This window comes from Rhodococcus sp. RDE2, assembly GCF_020885655.1.
GTDB classification, from domain to species: domain Bacteria; phylum Actinomycetota; class Actinomycetes; order Mycobacteriales; family Mycobacteriaceae; genus Rhodococcus; species Rhodococcus pyridinivorans.
Genome location: NZ_AP025186.1, coordinates 2,730,711 through 2,752,817 on the forward strand (window position 1 = coordinate 2,730,711; position 22,107 = coordinate 2,752,817).

The following is a 22,107-nucleotide window of genomic DNA, read 5'->3' on the forward strand; positions in this document are numbered from 1 at the left end:
GACACCGATCGCGAATCGAAAATTATGCAGAAGTCGGCTGTGGCGAGACGGTTTGTGGCTCCTGTGGGTCGGGAACCCTTCGGGCGAGGAGCGCATCAGGCACCGACTGTGCGAAAGGGTCGCATGATGACAACTCCATCGCCTCGCCCTGCCCGACGTTCACTCACCGCGACGCCGGTACAGACCGCGGCAGTGGTCGCCGGCGTGATGTTCTTGCTGGTCGGTATCCTCGGGTTCATCCCGGGTATCACCTCCGACCTCGATCATCTCGCCGGTGCCGGTCACGATTCCGGCGCGATGCTGCTGGGCGTTTTCCAGGTGTCGGTGCTGCACAACCTCGTTCACGTGGTCTTCGGTATCGCCGGTATCGCTGCGGCCCGTGTCCATTCGGCTGCAGGGATCTACCTGCTGCTCGGCGGGCTGATCTATCTGGGGTTGTGGGTGTTCGGGCTGCTGATCGACAAGGGCGGCGCCATCAACTTCATCCCGCTCAACTCGGCCGATGACTGGCTGCACTTCGTCCTGGGTGTCGGCATGATCGGACTCGGTATCGTGCTCACTCGGGGAAGCCACGCCGATACCCCGGATACACCCTTGTGAAGCTTTCTGTCCAGGCGGACAGACCGCGCTCACCGAACTGCGACGGTGGTGCGGCGTGGTTGAGGCCGAGCCGAATCGGGCACCCGTCCGGTGAAGGCTCTGCGCTGCGAGCGGGTGGAACCGCTGAGGTGAGGAGGCAAGACTGTGTCCGAGGAAGAGACCTACCCTACGTTGATCGATCTCGATGAAGGCGAGATGATGCTTCTGAACCCGCACGAGGACATTCGGGGCGCCGCGTATACGACCGCGATGGAGAGCAACTCGGGGACGCCGATGGTCTTCTTGTCGACGAGGCCGAGCAGAAGGTGAGATTTGTCCAGCTGGGCTCCGGTGGCTTTCTCGGGATCGGCAAGACGAAATGGCTCGTACCGGTGGATGCGATCACGCGTGTCGAGGACAGCGGCGTGCACATCGATCGGACGAAAGAACACGTCGCCGGAAGCGAACCTTACGACCCCACCGTGGTACCAGCCTCCGACTTCTATCAGCGCCTCTACACTCACTACGGATATCCACCGTTTTGGGCGCACGGATATATGCATCCGTACCCGCCGCCGCGGTAGATGAACTCTCGCGCGAGATGTTTCCCCTGGATGACCATGTGCGTCGCTCGTGCGGACGAACGACTCGGTGTCGATTCCTGACCGCTGCCGCGAGTTTGCCGCGCTCCTTCGTCAGGGGATTCTCCTGGTGAGATAGCTGAGGCGCATGCGCCGATTCCGCCGCACCAGGAAGTGGGTCGGTCCACCCGTGCGGTGCTCTGGAGGGACCCCGCACAGGGTGCGGGGTGGGCTCGGACGGTGTTTCGAATCAGGTCCGAAGGGTCAGGTGGTGCGGTGTCCGTCGCTGTCGGAGATTTCCTCGGCGGAGACTCGCACTGCCACCGGCGCAGCGGAGGGGACGGACGGGCTCGCGGTGGTGCGTGTGGGGTCGACCACGAGGACGGGGACGGGGCAGTGGGCGATGAGATATTCGGCGACACTGCCGAGCATCCGGTTGGACATCCCGCGCCCACGCTTGCCGACCACCACGGTGTCGGCGTGCTGGTCCTGGGCGAACCAGCGCAGGCATGGTCCGGGCGGGCCGGCGAGCACGGCGTAACCGACCGGGAGGTCCCCTGCCCTGGTAGCGGCGTCGGCCAGGGGGCGTTTGGTTCGCTCGAGTGCGGCCGAATCGGGATCGGTGCCGTCGTCGTAGGAGATCACCGCGACGAGTTCGAACACGGCTGCGGCCGGGCCGAACAGTTGCAACGCCGCGCGCAAGGCGTGCTCGGCTTCCGTCGAGCCATCGTAGCCGACCATCACCCGAAGACCGCCGGGCTCGGCGTCACCGGCGCCCCACCGGGCAATCGGTGCTGTTTCCACCGAGCGGGGGGTGCGTTCGATGCGTTCGAGAGCAATCGGGACGAACAGCGGCCCGAGGATCACGGCGATGACGGTCCAGCGGGGGTCGTGGCCACGGCGGGCCATCCACAATCCGGTAACCAACCCGGACAGCACCCAGACGATCAGAAAGACGACAAAGACGGTCCAGTTCACGTTGTCTCCTCAAAGACGATGCGGCACAGAGGATGCGGGGCGGTGGCCGGTGTTCCTGCCGTCCTGCTCGGCGGGTGGACGGGGCGGTCGTATTCGACGGTCGAGCAGCACCGCGAAGATCACGACCAGCAGCAGTGACCATCCCCAGGTCGGGCGCATGTATTCGATGTAACGACCGGCTTCGATCCAGCGTCCGGAATACCACTGGTCGGCGCTGAGGAAGCCGTAGACGGCCAGCCAGGCCGGCCAGTTGCGCATCACCGATTGCGGTAACACCACGCTCATCAGCAGGGGAAACAGCAGCATGGAGTAATACATCTGTCCGAGCGAGCCCAGCAGAAAGGATGCGGTCATCAATACACCGGCGCTGGTGACGACGAAGAATACTTCGTCGTGGCGGTGATAGCGGTAGAGCAGATAGATCGTCATCGCGGTGAGCAGGGCGAAGCCGATCCGCAGGATGAGGATCAGCGGTTGGGGCAGCCCGTAGTAGGTGCCGTTGCCGGTAATCGAGCTGTTGAAATAGTCGCGGGACTGCAGCAGATACGGCACGGTGCGTTCGACGAACTGCCACGGATCGGCCGCCCACGGCCACGCCAGCGCGGTCAGCGCGATGGGGACTCCGGCTGCCGTAATGAACACTTTCAGTTGTCGGCGCAGGACAGGCAGAAGCAGCAGGGGCGCCAGGATCGGTTTGATCGCAAAGGTCAGCCCGATCGCCGCTCCCGCCCACAGGTCGCGTCGGGCGAGCAGCAGCGTCAAAAAGGCCACTTGTCCGAGCAGGATCACGCCGTTGATGTTGGTGAATACCAAGGTGTTGACCACCGATTCGGACACGAACGCCACCGTTACGGCGATCGGTAGCGCTGCCGACGCAGCGGTATGGCCGAACATCCGAACCACCAGATACACCGCGAGCAGCACCGCGAGGGCGTTGGCGCCGATGAACACCCATCGCGACAGTTCGTGCTCGAACACCGCGAACGGGGCGATCAGAAGTGAGCCCGAGGGTGGGTAGAGATAGTGCGGGTCGACGTGGTGATAGGCGGCGGTGTAGACCGGCTGGCGATTCCAGAACGCGACCGCGGCCCGATACACCCCGGTGAAGTCGTCGGTACGGTGCCCGTCGACCGCCAGGATCACGGTGCGGTGCACCACCAGCATCACTGCGACCGGCCAGAACACACACTGCAACAGGGCCTGGGGCGAGCGGGCGGTGGCCTGGGCCCACCACCGGGTACGGGGCGAACCGGAGACGGGAAGATCGGTCATCGCTGCTGGTAGACGTCGGGGATCCCGTCGCCGTCCTCATCTTCGAGTTCGGCCGCGCGGATTCTCCGGTAGGTGCGGTTGCGGGAGGTGAGCACGATCGAGGCGAGAACCGCGCTGAGCAGCGAGCCACACAGCACCGCGACCTTGACGTGGTCGGCCGCGACAGTGCCCGCCCCGTAGGCGAGATCCCCGATCAGCAGCGACACCGTGAATCCGATACCACCGAGCAGCGACACCCCGAGCACGTCCACCCACCGCAGCTCGTCGTCCAGACGAGCACGGGTGAACCGGGCCACCAGATAGCTGACCCCGAAGATCCCGGCGACCTTGCCGAGCACCAGACCGGCAATCACCCCGAGGGAGATGGGATCGGTGAGCGCATCGGACAATCCGCTGAGTCCCCCGACGGTGACGCCGGCGGCGAAGAACGCGAACACCGGCACCGCGAACCCCGCGGACAGAGGCCGGATGCGGTGTTCGATGTGCTCGGCGACCGCGACCGAGCTGTCTCCGACCCGGCGGGTGACGGGAACCGCGAACCCGAGCAGTACCCCGGCGATGGTGGCGTGCACACCGGATTCGTGCACCAGCCACCACGTCAGGCCGGCCAAGGGCACCAGCAACCACCACCTGCCGCCCCCGCGTCGCAGCGTGATACCGAAGGCCAGCAGGGGAACCCACGCAGCACCCAGATACAGCAGGTTCAGCTCGTCGGTGTAGAACACGGCGATCACGGTCACCGCGAGCAGATCGTCGACCACGGCGAGGGTGAGCAGAAAGGTACGTAAGGCCGACGGCAGATGACTGCCGATCACGGCGAGGATCGCCACCGCGAACGCGATATCGGTGGCGGTGGGCACCGCCCAGCCGTTCAACGCTTCGGCTCCGCCGCGGAGATTGACCGTCACGAAGATCAGTGCGGGCACGGCCATTCCGCCGAGGGCGGCGGTCACCGGCATCGCGGCGCGCCGCAGATCCCGCAGGCTGCCTTCGACGAATTCGCGTTTGAGTTCGACGCCGACGACGAAGAAGAACACCGCCAGCAGCCCGTCGGCCGCCCAGGCCCCGAGGGACAGATCCAGGTGCAACGCAGCCGGACCGACGGTGGTCTCCCGCAACGTGTGGTAGGAATCCGACCACGTGGTGTTCGCCCAGATCAACGCTGCCAGCGCGCCGATCAGCAGCAGCACGCCCCGACGGTTTCCTTGCGGAGGATCTCCGCCACCCGGCGGGATTCCTCCCAGGATCCGCGGGACAGAAACGGTCGACCGGAGAAGATATTCGACATCACATGTCCTCGACGTGGTTGCTGGTGCTCGATCGTCCGGGCCGCTGGATCGCGGGGGAGGGGCGGTGGATGTCGCGGAGTCGGCGAGTGCGGCGAGCTGTTCGGGGGCTTCGAGCGGGATCAGATGCCCGACGCCGTCGAGCAGGTGGATCGATGCCTGGGGTACCCGCCCGCCGAGCGCGCCGCGCACGGGCTCGGTCAGGAAAGGGTCGTCTCCACCGACTGCGATCGTGATCGGGACGTGCTCTGCCTTTTGTGTGATCGCGTCGTCGGGGACCAATGGCCGGATCCGGGGCGGAAGGTAGTGCGCACCGATAGTGCAGTACAACGCCACCAAGTCCGCATCGGGCTCGAAACCGGTACCGGTCACCACACGCAGGAACCGCTCTGCCGACTGCGGATCGGCGTCGGTGTGCCACCGCCACCGGTGCCATCGTGATGCCGCGGTCTGCCGGATCGGGGACAACCCGATCGGGGCGGCCAACACGAGATCGGTGACGTGCACGTGGCGTGGCGCCGATACGGCGATCGCGGCACCGAATCCGTACCCGATCACGGTCACCGGTGAGGACGTCAGCTGGGCCAACACCGTGTCGAACCACTGCCCGTAAACGGTCCAGAGATCTCGGACGGGATATCGCGGGTCGCTCAAACCCGGCATCCCCGGCGGGTCGACGATGAAAACCTGCCGGGACGGACCGAGGACATCGATCAGTGCCGTCATCGCCGCAGCCGGAACCTCCGTACCGGCCACCACTACGATTGCCGGCAACGCGGATCGGGTGCCGCTGGTGACCACACCAGTGGCACCCAGCGCACTGTCGACGTACCGAACCTCGTACCGCTGCTTCGTACCGGACAACAGGCGGCGACACGAGGACTGCACAAAGATGTGGTCACCGGGACTGCGATATGGGTACTTGGTGTGCAGACCGGTCACTGGGCGAGTAGCACATCGTGATTGCCAGGACAGGGGAGGGTGAGGAAGATCGGCGCAAACACAACGGTCCTTCGGGTGTCGGCTCCGGTTGAAGGTTGAGCAGGTATTCCGGTCGAAAAGTGAGCACTCCACTCGACGATTGAGGAGTGATCACTGTGGAGGACTGGGCGTTGATCCGTCAGCTGCACAACTCGGAAGCAATGACGCAGACCGCGATCGCCCGCAAGTTGGGGCTCTCGCGCAACACCGTAGCCAAGGCGTTGCGCTCCCAGGCACCGCCGAAGTACGAACGCGCCCGTTCCCAGTCCTCGGCGTGGGCGCTGACCGAACCGGCGGTGCGAACCCTGCTGGCGACGTATCCGGCGATGCCGACGACGGTGCTCGCCGAACGGGTCGGCTGGAGCGGTGGCAACTCGTGGTTCGCCGAGAACGTTGCCCGTATCCGTCCGGAATATCAGCCGGCCGACCCGGCGGATCGGCTGGTGCATCTGCCCGGTGAGCAGATCCAGTGCGATCTGATGTTCCCCGGACCGCTCGTTCCCGACCACGCGGGAGCCTTGCGTTCGTTTCCGGTGCTGGTGATGGTCGCGACGTATTCGCGGTTTCTCGCCGCGGTGATGCTGCCCTCGCGGGTGACCGGGGACCTGCTGGCCGGGATGTGGCAGCTGCTGACCGAATCGTTCACGATGGTTCCGCGGACACTGTTGTGGGACAACGAAGCCGGGATCGGGCAGCGAGGACGGCTCGCCGACGGCGTCGCCGGGTTCTGCGGCACGCTGGCCACCCGGCTGGTGCAGGCACCGCCCTATGATCCCGAAACCAAGGGGATCGTCGAACGCGCCAACGGTTATCTGCGGACCTCGTTTCTGCCCGGCCGGCGGTTCACCTCCCCGGCGGATTTCAACTTCCAGCTCACCCGGTGGCTCGCGGTGGCCAACACACGCACTCACCGGGTGACCCGGCGGCGGCCGGTCGACGCGATGGCCGAGGACCGGGCAGCGATGACGGTGCTGCCACCGGTCGCTCCGGCGGTCGGGACCACCCGCACCGTCCGGCTCGGCCGGGACTACTACGTCCAGGTCGGCGGGGCCGCCTATTCGGTGCATCCGGAGGTGATCGGACGGATGATCACCCTGACCGCCGATCCGCAGCAGGTGCGGGTGTCCTGCGAGCATCGCCTCGTCGCCGATCATCGGCGCAGGTGGGGGCCGGGGGCGGTGGTGACCGATCCCGAGCATGCCGCCGTCGCCCGGCAGCAACGCGCCCACTACACCGCCGCTCAGCGCGGCAGACCTGCACCGGATGCGGTCGAGGTGCAGGTCGCGGATCTGGCCACCTACGACGCGGTGTTCGGGACGTCGGAGGTGGCGTGATGAATGCCCGTCACACCACCTCGGAGGCGCACAAGGTGATCGTCCACCATGCCCGGGCGCTCAAGGCTCCGCGGATCGTCGCCGAATACGCCCGCCTCGCTGAGCAGGGACGCACCGCGAACTGGTCGTTCGAGGAGTATCTGGCGGCGGTGCTGGCCATCGAGTCCAATGCCCGCGCCGAATCCGGGGCCCGGTTGCGGATCAAGAGCGCCGGATTTCCCGCGATCAAGACGGTCACCGACTTCGATTTCGGTGTCCAGCCCGGTCTCGATCGGGCGCAGATCGCCCGTCTCGAAGGCGGCGGATGGCTCGCCGAGGCCCGCAATGTGGTGTTGCTCGGACCGCCGGGAACAGGGAAAACGCATTTGGCGACAGCATTGGCGGTCGCGGCCGCGCATACCGGTCACCGGGTGGCGTTCGCGCCGGCGACCGGGTGGATCACCCGGCTGGCGCATGCACATCGGTTGGGGCGGTTGGATATCGAGCTGCGCAAGATCGCCCGGATCGGGTTGGTCGTGATCGACGAGGTCGGCTACATCCCGTTCGACACCGATGCCGCGAACCTGTTCTTCCAGCTGGTGTCGAGTCGCTACGAGAAGTCCTCGATCATCCTGACCTCGAATCTGCCGTTCGCGAGGTGGAGCGAGGTGTTCGGCGAGGCCACCATCGCCTCGGCGATGATCGATCGGATCGTTCACCACGCCGACGTGATCGCGTTGAAGGGCACCAGTTATCGCATCAAGCACACCGCGATCGAGTCGTTGCCGTCCGCTGCTGCCGCTGGAGGGACCGATGCGCAGACCTGAACCTGCTCGTCACCTTGACCCGATGCACGGAACCTCGACAGTCACCGCAGCACGGGTGTCCCCGGCGCTGTTCTGACCTCTCTCGGCCCGAGATACCTGTCACTTCGACTGCCGATCAGCAGAACAAGGCACAATGCTCACGTGATCGCCTGGGATCTGACAGTCTTCTACCGACGGGGTGACACCGGTGGTGGGCAAGGACTGCACGGCCTGAGCAACAGTGACTCCGTCGTGCAGGCAGCACGCGATGCAGCGCGAGCCGCCCGGGAGTGGGCCGACAGAACCGGCAGCACCATCAAGGCTGTTCCGGGCCGTTTGCTGATCAACGGGGTGCTGGGGCCGATCGATCTTCCCGGCCTCGACGGTTCATCGTCCCTGGATGAGGTCGCGGCCGGAGCCGAGGACGCGCTGCACCAGTGGCAAGTTCAGCAACGCCCCGCAGTCCCCGAGTACGAGAGCGCTAGTGCGATCGAGCCGGAAGACGACGGCACCACACCGCGGTCCGTCAGCCGCGGCGGTGAGCTGACCGTGTTGTGGCAGGACCTCGCTGCCACCGCCGCCCTCGAGGACGTGGCAGCAGGAGCCACCGATGACGATCTCGACGCCGCCGAGAACCACACCGGCTATCAGTGGCCGGACGAGGTCCGTGAGCTGTTCCAGCTCCAAGGCGGAGGTATCGAGATCGTCCCGATGTTCCGGTTGCTCTCCCTCGACGAGACCCTCACCACCTGGGACATGTGGACGCAGATCAACGACGATCTACGGGAGCGCTGGCCGGAAGGCTCCGCCCCTGACGAGGCAGCAATCCGATCAGCGCCCGCGGGCAGTCCGGCCGAAGTGTTCATCCCCGACCTGATCCCCATCGCCGACGATGCTGCCGGTACTTCACTGTGTGTCGACACCCGCCCCGGCGACCTGCACAGCTGCGTCGTCGAGTACTCCGCATCCGCAGGTGGTTCACGCCCGCTGTGGGTCTCGGTCAACGCCATGATCGCAACCGTCGTCGACAGCATCCGGAACCGACGTCCACTCCATGACGGCTGGACAACGACCACAACGGGAACGTTGATTTGGTACTCGGACGACTGAAACGTCACGAAAAACTCAAGCGGATCTGGGCCTTCCGCGGATCGAACCGGTGAGACAGACTGGATTGACCGAACCTGCTCATCTTTCGACCGGACGAACAGCTCATCTTTCGACCGGACCCGACACCTTCGGGTCGACTACGACAACATGTTCTCGCCGACCAGACTTCCCGGCACACCGCTTGCGACCCTATCGCATTGAGACCCCCGGACCGCAAGAAGGACACCATCGGCGCACGAAAGGTGAGTAGGCCGAGCACGAACTCCAAGTATCGGATGCCGGTCGGCGTGTCCCGCGAGAAGCCCCTGCCGCTAGGAGAGCGAGGTTGGTTCCGTACCGGTGCCGACCATAGGCGATGGGTGCCGTCACATGGAGGCTATCCGGGCGAGTGGCCAAACCGGCGTGAGCTCATGGTTCCCTCTTCGTCGGGTGGTAACGAAGATGCCCGCCGTTATCGTCCTCAGGAGAGCGGGCTGTCCGAATCGATTGAGCGAGACGACCGGGACGCGGCCGCCCGGCCGATTACGCAGTAATCCTCATAGTCACGTCTCAACCGGTCGTTGCGCCGAACCGTTGCCTGTCACCAGGGCGCGTTTGTTCGGCCACCGTTGCGGGCGCGAAAGGGTAGCCCGCTTAGCGGGCAGGAGTCCCTCCGAGCGGGAACCGATCGAAGATCGGCGGGGTACACGCCGATGATGCCTGTGCTGCCGACCTTCGCGGCGCACGGGGGTGGCCCACCGCAGCGCCAGGTACCCACGTGTCACCGTCCGGACCGGCTTTGTGGCGATACGCGTCGACACCCACAGCATCGATGATCCGGTCGACGCCGATACCACCGTTCGACTCCAGCACGGTCTGCACCGGATCTTCGGTGCCGAAGTCGATGGGGTCGGCGTTCTGGGGGCGGGCCATCTCGAGGCGGGAGTCGATGCCGTCGACGACCACCCGCCGACGATCAGCGCCGCCCACAACACCGTGGCGATCATGCCCAGCGGTCCGGTCGAGCCGAGCGCCCGGCCGTGGCGGCGGATCTTGCCGGCGACCCACCAGGCACCCCGGAACACACCTCGGCTGAGCGTGCCCAACCCGTGCGGATGCTACAAAGTCGCATAGAGATCCCGTAACGCCATCGCGATGAGTGCCGCGCCGAGCACGCTGAGGATCCACGTCATCGATGCCGACCTTCGGGCGTTGTCCTACGCCGATCGAGCAACTCGCGCCGGTGTGCGAGCACCTTCGCGACCATGACGCTGTGACCCGGCGGACTCTCGAGCGCCACGCCACCGAGGTCCGCGCCGCCTTGACGCACCCTTGACGGGCGCCCGGGGTGCAACGCCCGGGTGCGTCGAGAGCCCGGCGCGTTACGCCCTCGCCGTCCGTGGATCGGCGCGGTACGGTGAGCGGCGGAGTGCCGGGAAGTCTGGTCGGCGATGGTGTTCGTGCTGTCCGACCCCTGGGAGTTGCCTTGACCGATCGGATTCTCACCGGCCGTGCGGTGACGCGGACCGCGGCGCTCACTCCGCCCTCGACCGGGAGGGACGTCTTCTGTGGCCGGTAGTCGGCGGATGGGCCGATGGTCCGATCTGCTCACCGAGCGCCCCGACTTCGCGTTGGTCGGTGTGCTGCGGGTGCCGCAGCAACAGCGCAGTCCGCGGCGGGCCTGATCCAGGCCTTCGCCGGCGGCGCCACCATCGCCGTCATGGCCGACTCGCTGATGCCCGAGGCCTATCGGGAAGGTGGCTGGTGGGTCGGTATCTGTACCGCGGCGGGATTCCTGATCGCCTTCGCGCTCGGCGCATGAACCGGCCTGCCGCACACGATCACGACGCGACGACCCGCGCTACAGGGCCACGTCGAACAACTGACCCACTGCATAGGTCACGGCCATCGCCAGCGCACCGCCGAGCACCACCCGCAGCACCGCCCGGCCCCGCCGCGCCCGACCGAGCCACGCACTGATCGATCCGGTCGCGGCCAGCGCACACAGCACCGCCACGAAGGTCACCGGGATCCGCACCGCTTCCGGCACCGACACGATCATCAACAGCGGCACCAACGCCCCGAGGGTGAACGACACCGCGGACGACAGCGCCGCCACCCACGGATTCGCCAGTTCGGTCGGATCGATCCCCAATTCCACCTCGGCGTGGGCCGCGAGCGGATCCCGGGCGGTCAACTCCTCGGCGGCGGCACGCGCCGTGACCGCCGACAAGCCCTTGCGCTCGAGCAACCCCGCGAGTTCGTCGAGTTCGGCCTCCGGCATCACGGCGAGCTCGCGCCGTTCGGTGTGCAGCGCCGCACGCTCCGTGTCGCGTTGCGTGCTCACCGACACGTACTCGCCCAGCGCCATCGACACCGCGCCCGCGGCAAGCCCGGCAACCCCGGCGGTGAGGATCGTCGACTCGTCCGTCGTGGCGGCAGCGACACCGACGACCAACCCCGCGGTCGAGACGATGCCGTCGTTCGCGCCGAGCACGCCCGCCCGCAGCCAGTTGAGCTTGCTCGCCAACCCGCCGGTGTGCGGTTCGACGCGCTCGTGCTGCCCGCCGGAATCCTTCGCCGACGGTGGGTTCGGTAGCGACATGTCGAGAAGCTAGCACCGAACCCCCGAGACGCGACAGGACGGACATCCTTACCTGACCCGGCCCCGAGGTCTCGGTCGTCGCGCCGGCGTATCCGCGCTCGGTGCCGCAAAGGGATACCCTGCGCCGAATACCGGCGGGCCTCCGTGGTGGCGCGACCGCCCAGTCCGGATCGCCGGGCAGTGGGTCCATCGGATCCCGATTCCTGTACGGGACGCTCGTGTCGGCGGGAAGCACCGCGCGCTGCAGCGCCCGCTCGATACCCAAGGGCCGGTGGTCCGACGCGACCAGGCCACCGATCCACCCGGAAGTCCCGGGCGGTCATGTCGTGACGCAGACTCTCCATCAGAGCCGCAACGGTTCCGGAGGGCACCTCCGTCAGCCACGACCCGATCCGACCGATCACCGATTCCAGCAGCCGGGAGAGGGTGACCTGTGCGCGCGGCATCCCCGTGATCCGGACACACCGGCCACCGCTGCGGTCAGATCGACGATCGCGACCGGTTCGACCTTCGAGTTCATCCAGTCGGGCACCACCGTCACCGGCAGCCGCCCCGCGAGCTGGCCCAGCACCTCGAAGCTCGTCGACCCGGATCCGAGCACCATTCCGGCCCGCAGGGTGATCACCGGTCGATTCGACCAGGACAGTTCCTGCTCGACCTCCCACCAGGAGAGCAGATGTTCGGACAACTCGTCCGGATCGCAGTCGGGGACGAAACCGGACACGTAGACGATGCAGGTCGCCGAGGACGCATCGACCGCGTGCCGCACCTCGTGAGCGGCCGCGAGATCGACCTCCCGGAAATCCGCCGAACGCATCCCGTGCACGAGATGGACCACGACGTCCACATCGTCGAGCGCGGCGGGAAGCGTGTTCCCGTCCGTGACGTCCACCTCGGTGGTCTCGACACTGTCGTGCCACCAGAAGCGCCGCAAAAAGAGGGGGCGCGGGCGACGACACCGCCCGGCGACAACGAAGTGCTCAGGGTCCACCGAATACTCAGTTGGCCGGGCACGGGCGTCGTGATCGTCCGGCCCGACGGCTATGTGGGATTCCGGGGCTCGGACAGCCGTCGCGCCGAGGCGTGGCTCGAGATGATCGGTGTGGATCGTGCCTCCCGTGCCCAGTGATGGTGCGGTGGGGTACGAACAAGTGGTGGATGCGCTCAGCATCGGGAGACATGACAGATTCACGTCTTCACGTTCGGCCTATGGCACCGTACCTGTCGGGACCGGGAGAATGGATGCACGCGCCGCAGGCTGGTAAGAGTCGTATGCGTCAGGTGTGTGCTGAAGTCTGCCTCGCCAGCCTCTCGCCCCATTGTTCCGCGCGTGCTTCCTCGTCCTCGACGAGTTGGGTGTGCGTATCGACCAGAAAGCTCTCTGGGTCGGCGACGATCGTGAAGCCCAGGTGACGTAGTTTTTTCGAGATTCCTTTCGACGCGCGCCCGGTGAGAAGGGCGGGCTTGTCGATTCGGGTGTCGAACGCGGCGGCGTTTCCCTTGCTTCGGGGAAGCCCGTCGAGCCATTCACGAATTCCCGCACTGGCCGCGTCGGGTTCGAGCGTCAAGTTGCTCTCCGGTTTCTCGGCGGCCTCGACGGCGCCGCGCCGGGTCGAGTCACGGCTCATTCCGTGCACGTGCGTGGGACCACCGACGATCAGCAGATCGTATGCCTGTACGTCCTCCTGGGATGCCTGGGACACAGGGATCGTGGCGACAGTACCCGTCGGTGCTATTCCTCGTGCAATTGCTTCTGCCACAGTGTGGGTATTGCCGTACATCGATTCGTAGACGATCAGTGTGCGCATGCCGCTTCCTCCTGACCCGAGTATCGGTGACACCGAACCGTAAGGGTGAGGTTCAAGCACCCGCGTCCGGTTCTCGTTCAGTCTTTCACCTCCTGCGGGGCACATCGAGCCTCGGGATGCGGATGCCAATCCCAGATGTTGTAGGAGTGAAGGTTGGGGCAACGGAGCCGCATTTTCCGAAGACAGGTCATTTACCAGTGGTGACACTGGTGGTTCCGAATGCCGGCGGGCAGGGCTTGCAGCGGGCACTTCGGCACGCAGGGCGGCAGCGGGACCAGCCATCTTGACGATGATGGTGGGGCTGGCAGAAACGTGAGTACCTATAGGCGGCGGCCGCGCTCGTACCCCTGCCGAGTGCGGCCGCGCTGTGGTCGAATGGTGTGTCATCGGGTGTCGGTGAGTGATCGTCGGCCACCCAATGCGGGGCCATCCGGATCGGACGCAGCCATAACGGCGCACCGAGCCCATCGACGAAGGGTTCGCCGTCGAAGCTGCCTGGTTCGCGACCACCGTTCCGACCGCAGGCGTGCGGAGCAGGTCTGGTGCACGGCGCGGCGGCGGACCAGTCAACGATGCCGATCGTCTGGTGCAGCTACTCGTCACCGGCGTCCTTGCCGGACCGGGTCGACAGGACCTATCCGACAATCTCGCAATCAGAACGGATCAGCTGTGGAGCCAACGAGATCCGCCACCGAATTGATGACGCGGGTCGGACGGTAGGGGAATCGTTCGACTGATTCACGGGTGGAAATACCCGTCAGGACCAGCAGCGTCTGCAGGCCGGCTTCGAGGCCGCAGACGATGTCGGTGTCCATGCGGTCGCCGATCATCAGCGTGTGTGCGGAGTGCGCACCGATCGCGCGCAGGGCCGAGCGCATCATCAAGGCGTTCGGCTTCCCCACGAAGTAGGGTTCGCGGCCGGTCGCGCGGGTGATCAGCGCCGCAACGGCGCCGGTTGCGGGAAGCGAACCCTCCCGTGACGGGCCGGTAGGATCCGGATTGGTCGCAATGAACCGGGCGCCGCGTTCGACCAGACGAATCGCGGTGGTGATCGCCTCGAAGGAATAGGTGCGTGTCTCTCCGAGGACGACGTAATCCGGGTCGCTGTCGGTGAGCACGTAGCCGATGTCGTGCAGCGCGGTGGTCAATCCGGATTCACCCACCACGTAGGCACTGCCGCCGGGGCGTTGATTCGCGAGGAACGTCGCCGTCGCCAACGCCGAGGTCCAGATCGCCTTCTCCGGAACGTCGAGGCCGGAGAGCAGCAGGCGAGCCCGCAGATCTCGGGGCGTGCGGATGGAATTGTTGGTGAGCACCATGAACGGCGTACCGGTATCGCGGAGTTCGGTCAGGAACGCGTCGGCGCCGGGTATCAGGTGATCCTCGTGCACGAGAACACCATCCATGTCCATCAGGTAATTCCAGACCGGCGCGGATGTGGGTTCTTCGCTCATTCTTCGAGTGTGTCACCGACTGTTCCGGTAGGCAGCCGATACAAGGGTGATCACCCGACGACCGGTGTCGACTCCGTACTCACCCGCCGAGGTTTGCGACGGTCGAGTCGAGCACGCCCGCCTGCAGTTCGAGGTCGCTCTCGTCGTAGTCGCGATCCTGCGGCAGCTGCTTCCGGAGGTCTTCTCTGGTAACTACGAGAAACGGTCGGTTCTGATCGGTCAGCTCCTGACCTCCGACAACGCGGAACCGTCCCTCCTCCAGAACGAGTGCGGGGTCATCGAGCGTCGAATCGAGTAGTTCTCGAAGGTCGGTGGCGGTCAACTTGGTGGGCGCATGTCCTCCTGCACTTGCTCGTCTCTCGAACCGTTGTCTTCTCACGGAGGTACCCGGTCGAGTGCCGGCTGAACCTGGGGGCGTTCGGGCGACGCGGCGGGTCGGCAATATCCTCGGGGAGTACATCGGCAGCGAATACTTCTGTGGCGGTATGCGTCGCCGCGACGTACGAAATGTCAAGGGACCGGGTGCGTTCGGTCGCCTCTCGGCGAAAGGCGCAACACGGCTCCAGCCGAACGGAACTTCCGTGAAGGCAATGGGTTGAGCCCGGGGGACACGAATACGCACCCGATCCGCCGAGCACAACGCGACCCGCTACCCGTCTATTCCCGGTGGGGACAAGCCGTCGGAAGTCGAACGCGTGCGCGAGGGACTGTGACCACGGACATTTTTGTTGATGCTTCAACCGGCGTACGATCGAGACCACTCATGTACACAGACTTCGCCACACTCGGCGGAACTCTCATCTGGTTCGCCGCTCTCATCGCCCTTACCCACATCCTCGGCCACACCCTCTGACCTTCCGACCCACAGTCGGCCACCCGATGCCCGAGGTATCTGCCGAACGCCCAGAAGGTGCTCTTCACACCTCCGTACCGGCAATCACGGGTAGCGTGGGTGGTACGGGCACCTTGCCCGCGACTTTTCGCCTTGACACGCGGCATCGTGAAACAGGCGGAAGAGGCTTCCCATAATGGCCGAATCAAGGCCCTTGGAGATCTACGAAGACCACCGAGCGGACGGCACGATCTCGGCGAAGCGTTGCGCGCAGTGACCGCGGCTGCGGCTGCCACGATCGCCAGGGTCGACTGTGCCGATATCGTGCTCATCGGCAAGAATACCTTCGAAGCCCACGGAGCGACCTCGTCGTTGTCCCAGGAACTCGGTCGGATCCAACGCGACGCCGGTGGCCCCTGTATCGATGCTGCCGGACTCACGAGCGTCGTCTACAGCAGCGACCTCCGATCCGAGATGCGCTGGCCGCAGTTCACGGAAGAAGCCCTGATGGTCGGGGTCGGCAGCGTGTTGTCCTTCCAACTCCACACCCGCACCGACATCGCCGGTTCGCTGAACCTGTTCGCATCGAAACCGCAGGCCTTCGACGGTGCCGCAGTGGCGCTGGGCATCGCACTGGCGGCTCAGGCGGCCGCCGAGCTCACGGCTGCACGCGCGGAGCTGCATCTGCGCTCGGCGTTGGGCACCCGAGACACCATCGGCCAGGCCAAAGGTCTTCTCATGCAGCGCTGCGGCGTCGACGCCGCCCGCGCCTTCGTGATGTTGCGGATGTTGTCGCAAGATCTCAATGTGGCCCTGGCCCGAGTTGCCGAGCGAATCGTCGAGGACTACACCGCTTCTCTGTGATCGGTTGTCGGATCACTGAACACCAAGGCATACGAGCTCAGTCCAGGCAGAACTCGTTGCCTTCGATGTCCTGCATGGCGATGCAGGACTCGTCGACGCCGTCGGCATGCAGAACCTTCACCTGCGCAGCGCCGAGCGCGACCAGCCGGTCGGATTCGGCTTGCAGAGCAGACAGGCGTTCGTCACCCTCCAAGCCTGTCCCGACGCGGACGTCGAGATGCACCTGGTTCTTCACTACCTTTTCTTCGGGTACTCGCTGGAAGTGCAGTCGTGGCCCGGCACCGGTCGGGTCGGCGCACACGAACGCGCGTCCCTGCGACGCTGCAGGCAGGCTTGCGTCGTAGTCGGTCCATGTCGCGAACCCGTCGGGCGGCGTGGGCACCTCGTAGCCGAGAACAGCGCACCAGAAGTGCGCGAGTCGCTCGGGTTCGGTGGAATCGAACGTGACTTGGACCTCTCTGACCGACGCCATGCGGGCCACCCTATCGAGCAGTGGCAGCCCGAGCAACCGCATTTTCGGACGTCGGTATCGCGTTCGGTCATCGACTCGAAGGTCGATGGTGCGCATCGGTTGTCACCACCACGGATGTGAACACCGCCAACTGACGGTCGTATCCGCAGTCAGTGCTCGTTCACCGGGAAGGCGAGGGTCTCGCGAGTCAGATGGAACAAGCCGGGCATCAGCAGCGCAACGACGATCACCACGACCACCTTGTCCATGGTCGGCAGAAGCGCGATCGCCAGACTCGGAGCTCCGACGACCAGTCCGGCGACCGCAACATTGCGCCCTGTCTTCACCCGGGTACGCCCAGTGGCCGAGAGCAGACCTTCGGATCGGCGCACGACAGAACGATGAGCCCGGTACACCACCGATGCGCCCCATCCGAACGCAGCCACAGCCACGATCGATACCGCCAGCAGCAGCGCAGTCACTTCGAATCCTCCACGTGTCGTCGGTTGGTAGGGGGACCGCCCGCAGGCTACATACCGCGGTTCGGATGTTCGAGGTTCGGATTGGACCGAGGTATCGACGATGTGGCGACGGTTCAGACCACCGTGCGATCGGATCTTCGTGTCGACTCGTTCCATTACAAGCTCGCAACGGAGTTGCAACAGTCTTCTCCGATACTCGAGAAACGAACAGACACCCTGTTCGCCCGGGAGGATGCTGGATCATCCGAGTTACACGGCTGCACTCCATCTCGTTGCGCGACTTCCACGACCAGGGGGTAGCCCATGGACGCCGGCCGCTGCTCGCGCAACGTTCCACCACCGTGGCGGCGTGATGCCGCCGTACGAACCGATCGCCTCAGGGAGACGGAATGTCAGTCGTAGAACCATCGAAGAGTTCGGGAACCCGTAAGCATCGCGACGGCGCCGACTTCCACGCCGAAAAGAGTGAATACCTCGAAAAACGTTCACTATGTACAGGAACCGCCGGGTGGGTGCTCCTCGCGGGACTCGGCGTCAGTTACGTCATCTCCGGTGACTACGCGGGATGGAACAACGGACTCGCCGAAGGTGGATTCGGCGGCCTGCTGATCGCAGGCGTGGTCATCGCGGGCATGTATTTCGCGATGGTGCTCGGGATGGCGGAATTGTCGTCGGCCCTTCCGGCCGCAGGGGGCGGATACACCTTCGCTCGTCGCGCGCTCGGCCCCTGGGGTGGATTCGCCACCGGCACGGCCATTCTCATCGAGTACGCGATCGCACCTGCGGCCATCGCGACGTTCATCGGCAGTTATGTCGAATCGTTGAACATCTTCGGGATCACCGACGGATGGTGGATCTACCTCGCTGTCTACGCCATTTTCATCGGCATCCACCTCACCGGTGCGGGCGAAGCGCTCAAGGCGATGTTCGTCATCACCGCCATCGCACTTGTCGGACTCGTGATCTTCGCAATCTCTGCGGTGGGACTGTTCGAGTCCGACAATCTCATGGACATCGCGCCGACCGGTGCCCTCGGTGCCTCGGACTTCTTGCCGTTCGGCTACTTCGGTATCTGGGCCGCGGTCCCATTCGCGATCTGGTTCTTCCTGGCGATCGAGGGCGTTCCTCTCGCTGCGGAGGAAGCGCGCGAGCCGGAGAAGAACGTGCCGCGCGGCATCATCTCCAGCATGCTCGTGCTCCTGGTGACAGGAGCGACCGTGCTGTTCCTCGCGACCGGTGCGATGGGTGCCGAGGGATTGTCGACCTCGGGCAATCCCCTCGTCGAGGCGCTGGGTGACGGGACCGCGGCGAAGGTCGTCAACTACATCGGGCTCGCCGGGCTGATCGCCAGCTTCTTCTCGATCATGTACGCGTATTCGCGGCAGACCTTCGCGTTGTCTCGTGCCGGCTACCTGCCGACGAGCCTGTCGGTGACGAATTCGCGCAAGGCACCCATGCTCGCGTTGATCGTGCCCGGCGTTATCGGGTTCGTCCTGTCGCTGACCGGTGAAGGTGCGATGCTTCTCAACATGGCGGTCTTCGGTGCCGCCGTGAGCTACGTGCTCATGATGGTCAGCCACATCGTGCTGCGCGTGCGTGAGCCCGAGATGCCGCGTCCGTACCGCACGCCCGGTGGTGTCGTTACGATCTCGTTCGCGCTGGTGATCGCCGCGGCCGCTGTGGTGGCCACCTTCCTCGTCGATCCCGTCGCGGCTCTGTGGACGTTCGCCGCGTTCGCGGCATTCATGGCCTACTTCGGTCTCTACAGCCGTCACCACCTCGTCGCGAACTCCCCGGACGAGGAGTTCGCGGCCCTCGCGAAGGCAGAGGAAGAGCTGGGGTGACGACCTGAAGCCGTCCGCGCGGCCGTGTGCTCACAGCGTGCGGACCGAGGTGGGTTCGTAGACCATGACCGAAGCCGTCGGCGCTCCACGGCAGGTCAATCGGCACGGGGGAGTGCGATGGGCCCGCAGTTCGACGTCGACACGCTCCGGGTGCGGTGCACGACCGGCGAGCCGGATCCGCCAGAGATCACCCTCGCGGGTACTCTCTGCGACTGTGTAATCACTGCGCCCGGCCGGACCGAAGCGTCGGAGCGTGGCAGCGAGCGCGGCCTGCTGAGGCGGCGACATATCGGTGTAGCCGCGTAGATGACGGTGGTGGATCCGGTCGAAGAAGTGTTCTTCGATCGTGAGGACGGACGACTCGGCGTCGAGACCGCCGTAGTAGACACCGTCGGGTACGACGACGACATTGGCGGCGAACCGGTCTCCGCCTACGTGCGAGCATTCCCAGACCTGGTCGGGCCAGCGCTCGGCCAAGGCGCGCGCGACCGGCCGTCCACGCACGGCGCAGCACGGGTCGTGGTGACCGTGAGCGCAGACCAGGAGGACGGAGGGGCCACCGAGGTCGCCGGGAGTCTCGAGGGCGGTGACGATCTGTGTCAGATCCTCCTCGCGATCCCACGTTCCCCATTGCTGACGCACCGCGCCCGAGGTCTCGCGGCGGAGCACCGCCCAATGGTCGTGTCCGCCGCGGCGGCGACGGCCCGGGCGCTTGACCAGCAGTATGCGTGCGCGGGCCGCCTGCGCGGCGGAGAACACGGCCGTCTTGGTCGCGGCGTCGAGCTCGAGCCCCTCGAACCCGTTCACCGGCCATCTGCCCCGGTATTCGACGAGGACCCAGGCGAATCCGCGCGGGGCCGTGCCGGCCATCGGATCACCCCGCAGGCGGGCATTGTCTGCGCAGAAGAAGCGTTCGGCTGAGACCACAGTGCACCGTCACTGTTCCGCGGGGACGAGGATCCCTGCGCGCAACAGCCGTTCGACCAGGTCGGTCCCGAGGGTTTTCGCCGGGTGGGATCCGCCGTCGAGCAGGCGCGTGACAGACGGCAGTTCCTCGTCCGCCACAGAGACACGGCCGACACGCGTGACCAGGTGTGAACCTTCCAGGCGCGCATACAGTGCGCTGCGGAGTTTCACCGTGGTGTCGGGGCCGAGATCGTGGACGGCGGCGAATTGGGCGAGCGGCCCCAGCGGTGCCGGACGGGCCTGCTCCCGCCGGGCACGATGGAACATGGAGGTGACGTCCGCTCTTGCAATCGCGGAGATGAGATGATCACGGACAGCGGCGATCTCGTCATCCGGGTCGTCGATGCCCATGGGCAGTGCGCCGCGCATCCCGGGATCGTCGCCGAGCGCAGCGAGTGCTGCCCGGGTCAGATGCTCGGCGAGTGCATGGCGCGTCCACGTGTGGATGCCGACGGTGAGGTGGATGGAGATCTCCCCTCGGGCCTCCGCGGCATGGATCCAGCCGCGCGGCAGATAGAGACAGTCGCCGGGTTCGAGCACGGTGTCGATGCACGCCGGCTCTGTCGCGGCTCGGGCGACAGCGGCGCGGTGATCGGTCCAGGGCTGATTGCGTAGCGGCGCCGGGTGGACGGGCTCGTGGATCACCCACCTCTTCGTTCCCTCGATCTGCACGACGAAGACATCGTGGACGTCGTAATGGTGGCTGAAACCCTGGTTCCGAGGTGGAGTGATGTACGCGTTGACCTGGACGGGATGTCCGAGTTCGTCGCTCAGAGCGGTGCCGAACTGCGAGATCGGTTCCCATGTGCGGTGCAGTGCCTGCAGGACGAGGGTGGCGCCGTCGGCGAGGTTGCGCCAGAGCATCGTGTCGTCGAGTTGGTCGGAGATGGTCGCTCCGACCCCGCCGGGGGAGGTGAACGACGAGTCCGGCAGTGTCGTCCCGTCCTTGGCGACGCGAAGGAAGGGCGTGCGGAGTCCTCGGCGCGAGATGAGTTCGTCGACCGCCTCGGCGGAGAACAGGTCGGTGAATGTGCCGGCGCGACGCGTCAGCAGTGGTGCACGTCCCCAGATTTCGGACGCGAACTTCTCCCGACCGATGTCGATCAAGCGTGTTTCCAGGACTCCGGCGTCCGTTTCGACGCCGGAGTCCTGGATGCGATATGAGGAGTCCTCATACCTAGCTGCCTCCGTCGGCTCCGCCATCGGCACCTCCGTCAGCCCCGCCGTCGGCTCCGCCGTCACCGCCGCTGTCGGCTCCACCATCGGCGCCGCCGTCGGCTCCGCCGTCGCCACCGCTGTCGGCGCCCCCGTCGGCACCCCCGTCAGCTCCGCCATCGTGAACGCCCGGGACGCCGGCTGCACCGCCGTCCGCCGGGCCCTCCTGGCCTTCGTCCTTGTTCGGATCCTGCTGTGGGTCGGTCATGATTCCTCCCGAGGTCAAAAGGCTTGGGAGCAGCGGTGTTACCGGCTCCCGGAGCCTGCAGCGGTGTATTGTTCGGCCGTTGTCAGCTTATCCCGGCGTATCGGCGGCCACGTCGATTCCGGGATCATCGAACCGTTGTCCCAGTCGTTGTACCCCGCGCACTCGCAGGTGCGGCGCTGCGAAGAAGGAAAGTCGAGGCGTTGCTCGTCGATAATCGGGTACAGGAGAGTATGGCTGACGAGAATCCCGACGCGTCCAAGTTCGACCCGCAGAACCCTGATCCCGCGAACACTCCTGGTCTCGAACCCGGAGGCGGGGTGGCGCCCGGAGATACTCCGCCCGCCGAGACTGCTGTGGGCGGTCCGCAACACGAACCGCCGCAGCGCCGCAGTGCCGGGGCCCTCATCGCCATCGCGATCGTGGTGATCGTGGTCCTGGTGGTGGCTGTCGGTCTGATCATCCGAGCAGTCGGGCTGTTCTGAGCGCGCGACGA

21 protein-coding genes and 3 pseudogenes are annotated in these 22,107 nt (G+C 65.8%); 10 read left to right on the forward strand and 14 right to left on the reverse strand.

Going from position 1 to position 22,107, the window contains the following annotated elements; translation table 11 throughout:
* Positions 1-126: 126 nt before the first annotated feature.
* Together LPH33_RS12785 and LPH33_RS26965 are read left to right on the forward strand one after the other, a co-directional pair.
* Complete coding sequence (locus LPH33_RS12785; protein WP_120284300.1) at positions 127-600, forward strand: DUF4383 domain-containing protein; 474 nt, start codon at positions 127-129, stop codon at positions 598-600.
* Positions 601-887: 287 nt separating this feature from the next.
* Positions 888-1,163, forward strand: a pseudogene (locus LPH33_RS26965) (PRC-barrel domain-containing protein); the annotation flags it as partial.
* A 261-nt stretch (positions 1,164-1,424) separates the two neighbouring features.
* On the opposite strand, the gene LPH33_RS12795 reads toward LPH33_RS26965, so the two are convergent.
* The 3 genes and pseudogenes from LPH33_RS12795 to nhaA all read right to left on the reverse strand — a co-directional run bounded on the left by LPH33_RS12795 (position 1,425) and on the right by nhaA (position 4,698).
* Positions 1,425-2,138 (reverse strand): universal stress protein, encoded by a 714-nt coding sequence (locus LPH33_RS12795; RefSeq protein WP_145692123.1) that lies wholly within the window; start codon positions 2,136-2,138, stop codon positions 1,425-1,427.
* A 9-nt stretch (positions 2,139-2,147) separates the two neighbouring features.
* Entirely contained in the window at positions 2,148-3,410 is a 1,263-nt protein-coding gene (locus LPH33_RS12800; protein WP_145692124.1) for a glycosyltransferase family 87 protein, read from the reverse strand.
* Positions 3,407-4,698 (reverse strand): annotated as a pseudogene (gene nhaA, locus LPH33_RS12805) (Na+/H+ antiporter NhaA). The gene LPH33_RS12800 and the pseudogene nhaA overlap by 4 nt, the downstream one beginning before the upstream one ends.
* Positions 4,699-5,793: 1,095 nt before the next feature.
* On the opposite strand from nhaA, the gene istA reads away from it, so the two are divergent.
* From istA to LPH33_RS12825, 3 genes are all read left to right on the forward strand, one after another.
* Positions 5,794-7,011, forward strand: coding sequence for an IS21 family transposase (gene istA, locus LPH33_RS12815; protein WP_229568332.1), 1,218 nt, complete (start codon positions 5,794-5,796; stop codon positions 7,009-7,011).
* A complete protein-coding gene (gene istB / locus LPH33_RS12820; protein ID WP_145692125.1) occupies positions 7,011-7,817 on the forward strand; it encodes an IS21-like element helper ATPase IstB in 807 nt (268 codons plus the stop codon). The genes istA and istB overlap by 1 nt, the downstream gene beginning before the upstream one ends.
* Positions 7,818-7,958: 141 nt before the next feature.
* Positions 7,959-8,906 (forward strand): SMI1/KNR4 family protein, encoded by a 948-nt coding sequence (locus tag LPH33_RS12825; protein WP_229564870.1) that lies wholly within the window; start codon positions 7,959-7,961, stop codon positions 8,904-8,906.
* A gap of 633 nt (positions 8,907-9,539) precedes the next feature.
* Here LPH33_RS12825 and LPH33_RS12830 read toward each other — a convergent pair.
* Complete coding sequence (locus LPH33_RS12830) at positions 9,540-9,851, reverse strand: hypothetical protein (RefSeq protein ID WP_145692127.1); 312 nt, start codon at positions 9,849-9,851, stop codon at positions 9,540-9,542.
* A gap of 712 nt (positions 9,852-10,563) precedes the next feature.
* On the opposite strand from LPH33_RS12830, the pseudogene LPH33_RS12835 reads away from it, so the two are divergent.
* A pseudogene (locus LPH33_RS12835) lies at positions 10,564-10,707 on the forward strand (ZIP family metal transporter); the annotation flags it as partial.
* 39 nt (positions 10,708-10,746) lie between these two features.
* Here the strand turns inward: LPH33_RS12835 and LPH33_RS12840 are convergent.
* Together LPH33_RS12840 and LPH33_RS12845 are read right to left on the reverse strand one after the other, a co-directional pair.
* Positions 10,747-11,490: a VIT1/CCC1 transporter family protein gene (locus LPH33_RS12840; RefSeq protein ID WP_145692128.1), complete on the reverse strand. Its 744-nt coding sequence runs from the start codon at positions 11,488-11,490 to the stop codon at positions 10,747-10,749.
* Positions 11,491-11,890: 400 nt separating this feature from the next.
* Positions 11,891-12,307: a hypothetical protein gene (locus LPH33_RS12845; protein ID WP_229564871.1), complete on the reverse strand. Its 417-nt coding sequence runs from the start codon at positions 12,305-12,307 to the stop codon at positions 11,891-11,893.
* Between the two features lie 12 nt (positions 12,308-12,319).
* On the opposite strand from LPH33_RS12845, the gene LPH33_RS12850 reads away from it, so the two are divergent.
* On the forward strand, positions 12,320-12,619 hold the full coding sequence (locus LPH33_RS12850) for a hypothetical protein (RefSeq protein ID WP_183070821.1): 300 nt from the start codon (positions 12,320-12,322) through the stop codon (positions 12,617-12,619).
* Between the two features lie 148 nt (positions 12,620-12,767).
* Here LPH33_RS12850 and LPH33_RS12855 read toward each other — a convergent pair whose 3' ends face one another.
* The 3 genes from LPH33_RS12855 to LPH33_RS12865 form a co-directional block, all read right to left on the reverse strand.
* Entirely contained in the window at positions 12,768-13,298 is a 531-nt protein-coding gene (locus LPH33_RS12855; RefSeq protein WP_026060854.1) for a flavodoxin family protein, read from the reverse strand.
* 653 nt (positions 13,299-13,951) lie between these two features.
* Positions 13,952-14,752, reverse strand: a complete 801-nt coding sequence (locus tag LPH33_RS12860) for an HAD-IIA family hydrolase (protein ID WP_016690736.1) — start codon at positions 14,750-14,752, stop codon at positions 13,952-13,954.
* A 79-nt stretch (positions 14,753-14,831) separates the two neighbouring features.
* Positions 14,832-15,074 carry a hypothetical protein gene (locus LPH33_RS12865; protein WP_229564872.1) on the reverse strand — a complete coding sequence of 81 codons (243 nt, stop codon included), beginning with the start codon at positions 15,072-15,074 and terminating at the stop codon, positions 14,832-14,834.
* A 663-nt stretch (positions 15,075-15,737) separates the two neighbouring features.
* On the opposite strand from LPH33_RS12865, the gene LPH33_RS12870 reads away from it, so the two are divergent.
* On the forward strand, positions 15,738-16,448 hold the full coding sequence (locus LPH33_RS12870) for an ANTAR domain-containing protein (RefSeq protein WP_229564873.1): 711 nt from the start codon (positions 15,738-15,740) through the stop codon (positions 16,446-16,448).
* A gap of 37 nt (positions 16,449-16,485) precedes the next feature.
* On the opposite strand, the gene LPH33_RS12875 is transcribed toward LPH33_RS12870, so the two are convergent.
* Positions 16,486-16,962 carry a VOC family protein gene (locus LPH33_RS12875; RefSeq protein WP_229568334.1) on the reverse strand — a complete coding sequence of 159 codons (477 nt, stop codon included), beginning with the start codon at positions 16,960-16,962 and terminating at the stop codon, positions 16,486-16,488.
* Between the two features lie 107 nt (positions 16,963-17,069).
* Positions 17,070-17,381: a hypothetical protein gene (locus LPH33_RS12880; RefSeq protein WP_229564874.1), complete on the reverse strand. Its 312-nt coding sequence runs from the start codon at positions 17,379-17,381 to the stop codon at positions 17,070-17,072.
* 389 nt (positions 17,382-17,770) lie between these two features.
* Here LPH33_RS12880 and eat point away from each other — a divergent pair, with 389 nt between their 5' ends.
* Positions 17,771-19,225: an ethanolamine permease gene (gene eat / locus LPH33_RS12885; RefSeq protein ID WP_229564875.1), complete on the forward strand. Its 1,455-nt coding sequence runs from the start codon at positions 17,771-17,773 to the stop codon at positions 19,223-19,225.
* Between the two features lie 30 nt (positions 19,226-19,255).
* On the opposite strand, the gene LPH33_RS12890 is transcribed toward eat, so the two are convergent.
* From LPH33_RS12890 to LPH33_RS12900, 3 genes are all read right to left on the reverse strand, one after another.
* Positions 19,256-20,095: a sucrase ferredoxin gene (locus LPH33_RS12890; RefSeq protein ID WP_229564876.1), complete on the reverse strand. Its 840-nt coding sequence runs from the start codon at positions 20,093-20,095 to the stop codon at positions 19,256-19,258.
* 66 nt (positions 20,096-20,161) lie between these two features.
* A complete protein-coding gene (locus tag LPH33_RS12895; RefSeq protein WP_226949834.1) occupies positions 20,162-21,298 on the reverse strand; it encodes a cupin domain-containing protein in 1,137 nt (378 codons plus the stop codon).
* Between the two features lie 70 nt (positions 21,299-21,368).
* The gene (locus tag LPH33_RS12900) at positions 21,369-21,614 is read right to left on the reverse strand and encodes a BatC protein (RefSeq protein WP_106199641.1); all 246 of its coding nucleotides are present in this window, start codon (positions 21,612-21,614) and stop codon (positions 21,369-21,371) included.
* A 230-nt stretch (positions 21,615-21,844) separates the two neighbouring features.
* On the opposite strand from LPH33_RS12900, the gene LPH33_RS12905 reads away from it, so the two are divergent.
* Positions 21,845-22,096 (forward strand): DUF6480 family protein, encoded by a 252-nt coding sequence (locus LPH33_RS12905; protein WP_059384447.1) that lies wholly within the window; start codon positions 21,845-21,847, stop codon positions 22,094-22,096.
* Positions 22,097-22,107 lie beyond the last annotated feature (11 nt).

Bases quoted from the DNA above. Each gene is read 5' to 3' on its own strand.
- LPH33_RS12800 (WP_145692124.1), bottom strand. From the start codon at position 3,410: ATGACCGATCTTCCCGTCTCCGGTTCGCCCCGTACCCGGTGGTGGGCC.
- LPH33_RS12860 (WP_016690736.1), bottom strand. From the start codon at position 14,752: ATGAGCGAAGAACCCACATCCGCGCCGGTCTGGAATTACCTGATGGAC.
- LPH33_RS12785 (WP_120284300.1), top strand. From the start codon at position 127: ATGACAACTCCATCGCCTCGCCCTGCCCGACGTTCACTCACCGCGACG.
- eat (WP_229564875.1), top strand. From the start codon at position 17,771: ATGTCAGTCGTAGAACCATCGAAGAGTTCGGGAACCCGTAAGCATCGC.
- LPH33_RS12905 (WP_059384447.1), top strand. From the start codon at position 21,845: ATGGCTGACGAGAATCCCGACGCGTCCAAGTTCGACCCGCAGAACCCT.
- LPH33_RS12890 (WP_229564876.1), bottom strand. From the start codon at position 20,095: ATGGCCGGCACGGCCCCGCGCGGATTCGCCTGGGTCCTCGTCGAATAC.
- istB (WP_145692125.1), top strand. From the start codon at position 7,011: ATGAATGCCCGTCACACCACCTCGGAGGCGCACAAGGTGATCGTCCAC.
- LPH33_RS12875 (WP_229568334.1), bottom strand. From the start codon at position 16,962: ATGCGGTTGCTCGGGCTGCCACTGCTCGATAGGGTGGCCCGCATGGCG.
- LPH33_RS12840 (WP_145692128.1), bottom strand. From the start codon at position 11,490: ATGTCGCTACCGAACCCACCGTCGGCGAAGGATTCCGGCGGGCAGCAC.
- LPH33_RS12855 (WP_026060854.1), bottom strand. From the start codon at position 13,298: ATGCGCACACTGATCGTCTACGAATCGATGTACGGCAATACCCACACT.
- LPH33_RS12845 (WP_229564871.1), bottom strand. From the start codon at position 12,307: ATGCGTTCGGCGGATTTCCGGGAGGTCGATCTCGCGGCCGCTCACGAG.
- LPH33_RS12900 (WP_106199641.1), bottom strand. From the start codon at position 21,614: ATGACCGACCCACAGCAGGATCCGAACAAGGACGAAGGCCAGGAGGGC.
- LPH33_RS12850 (WP_183070821.1), top strand. From the start codon at position 12,320: ATGGACCACGACGTCCACATCGTCGAGCGCGGCGGGAAGCGTGTTCCC.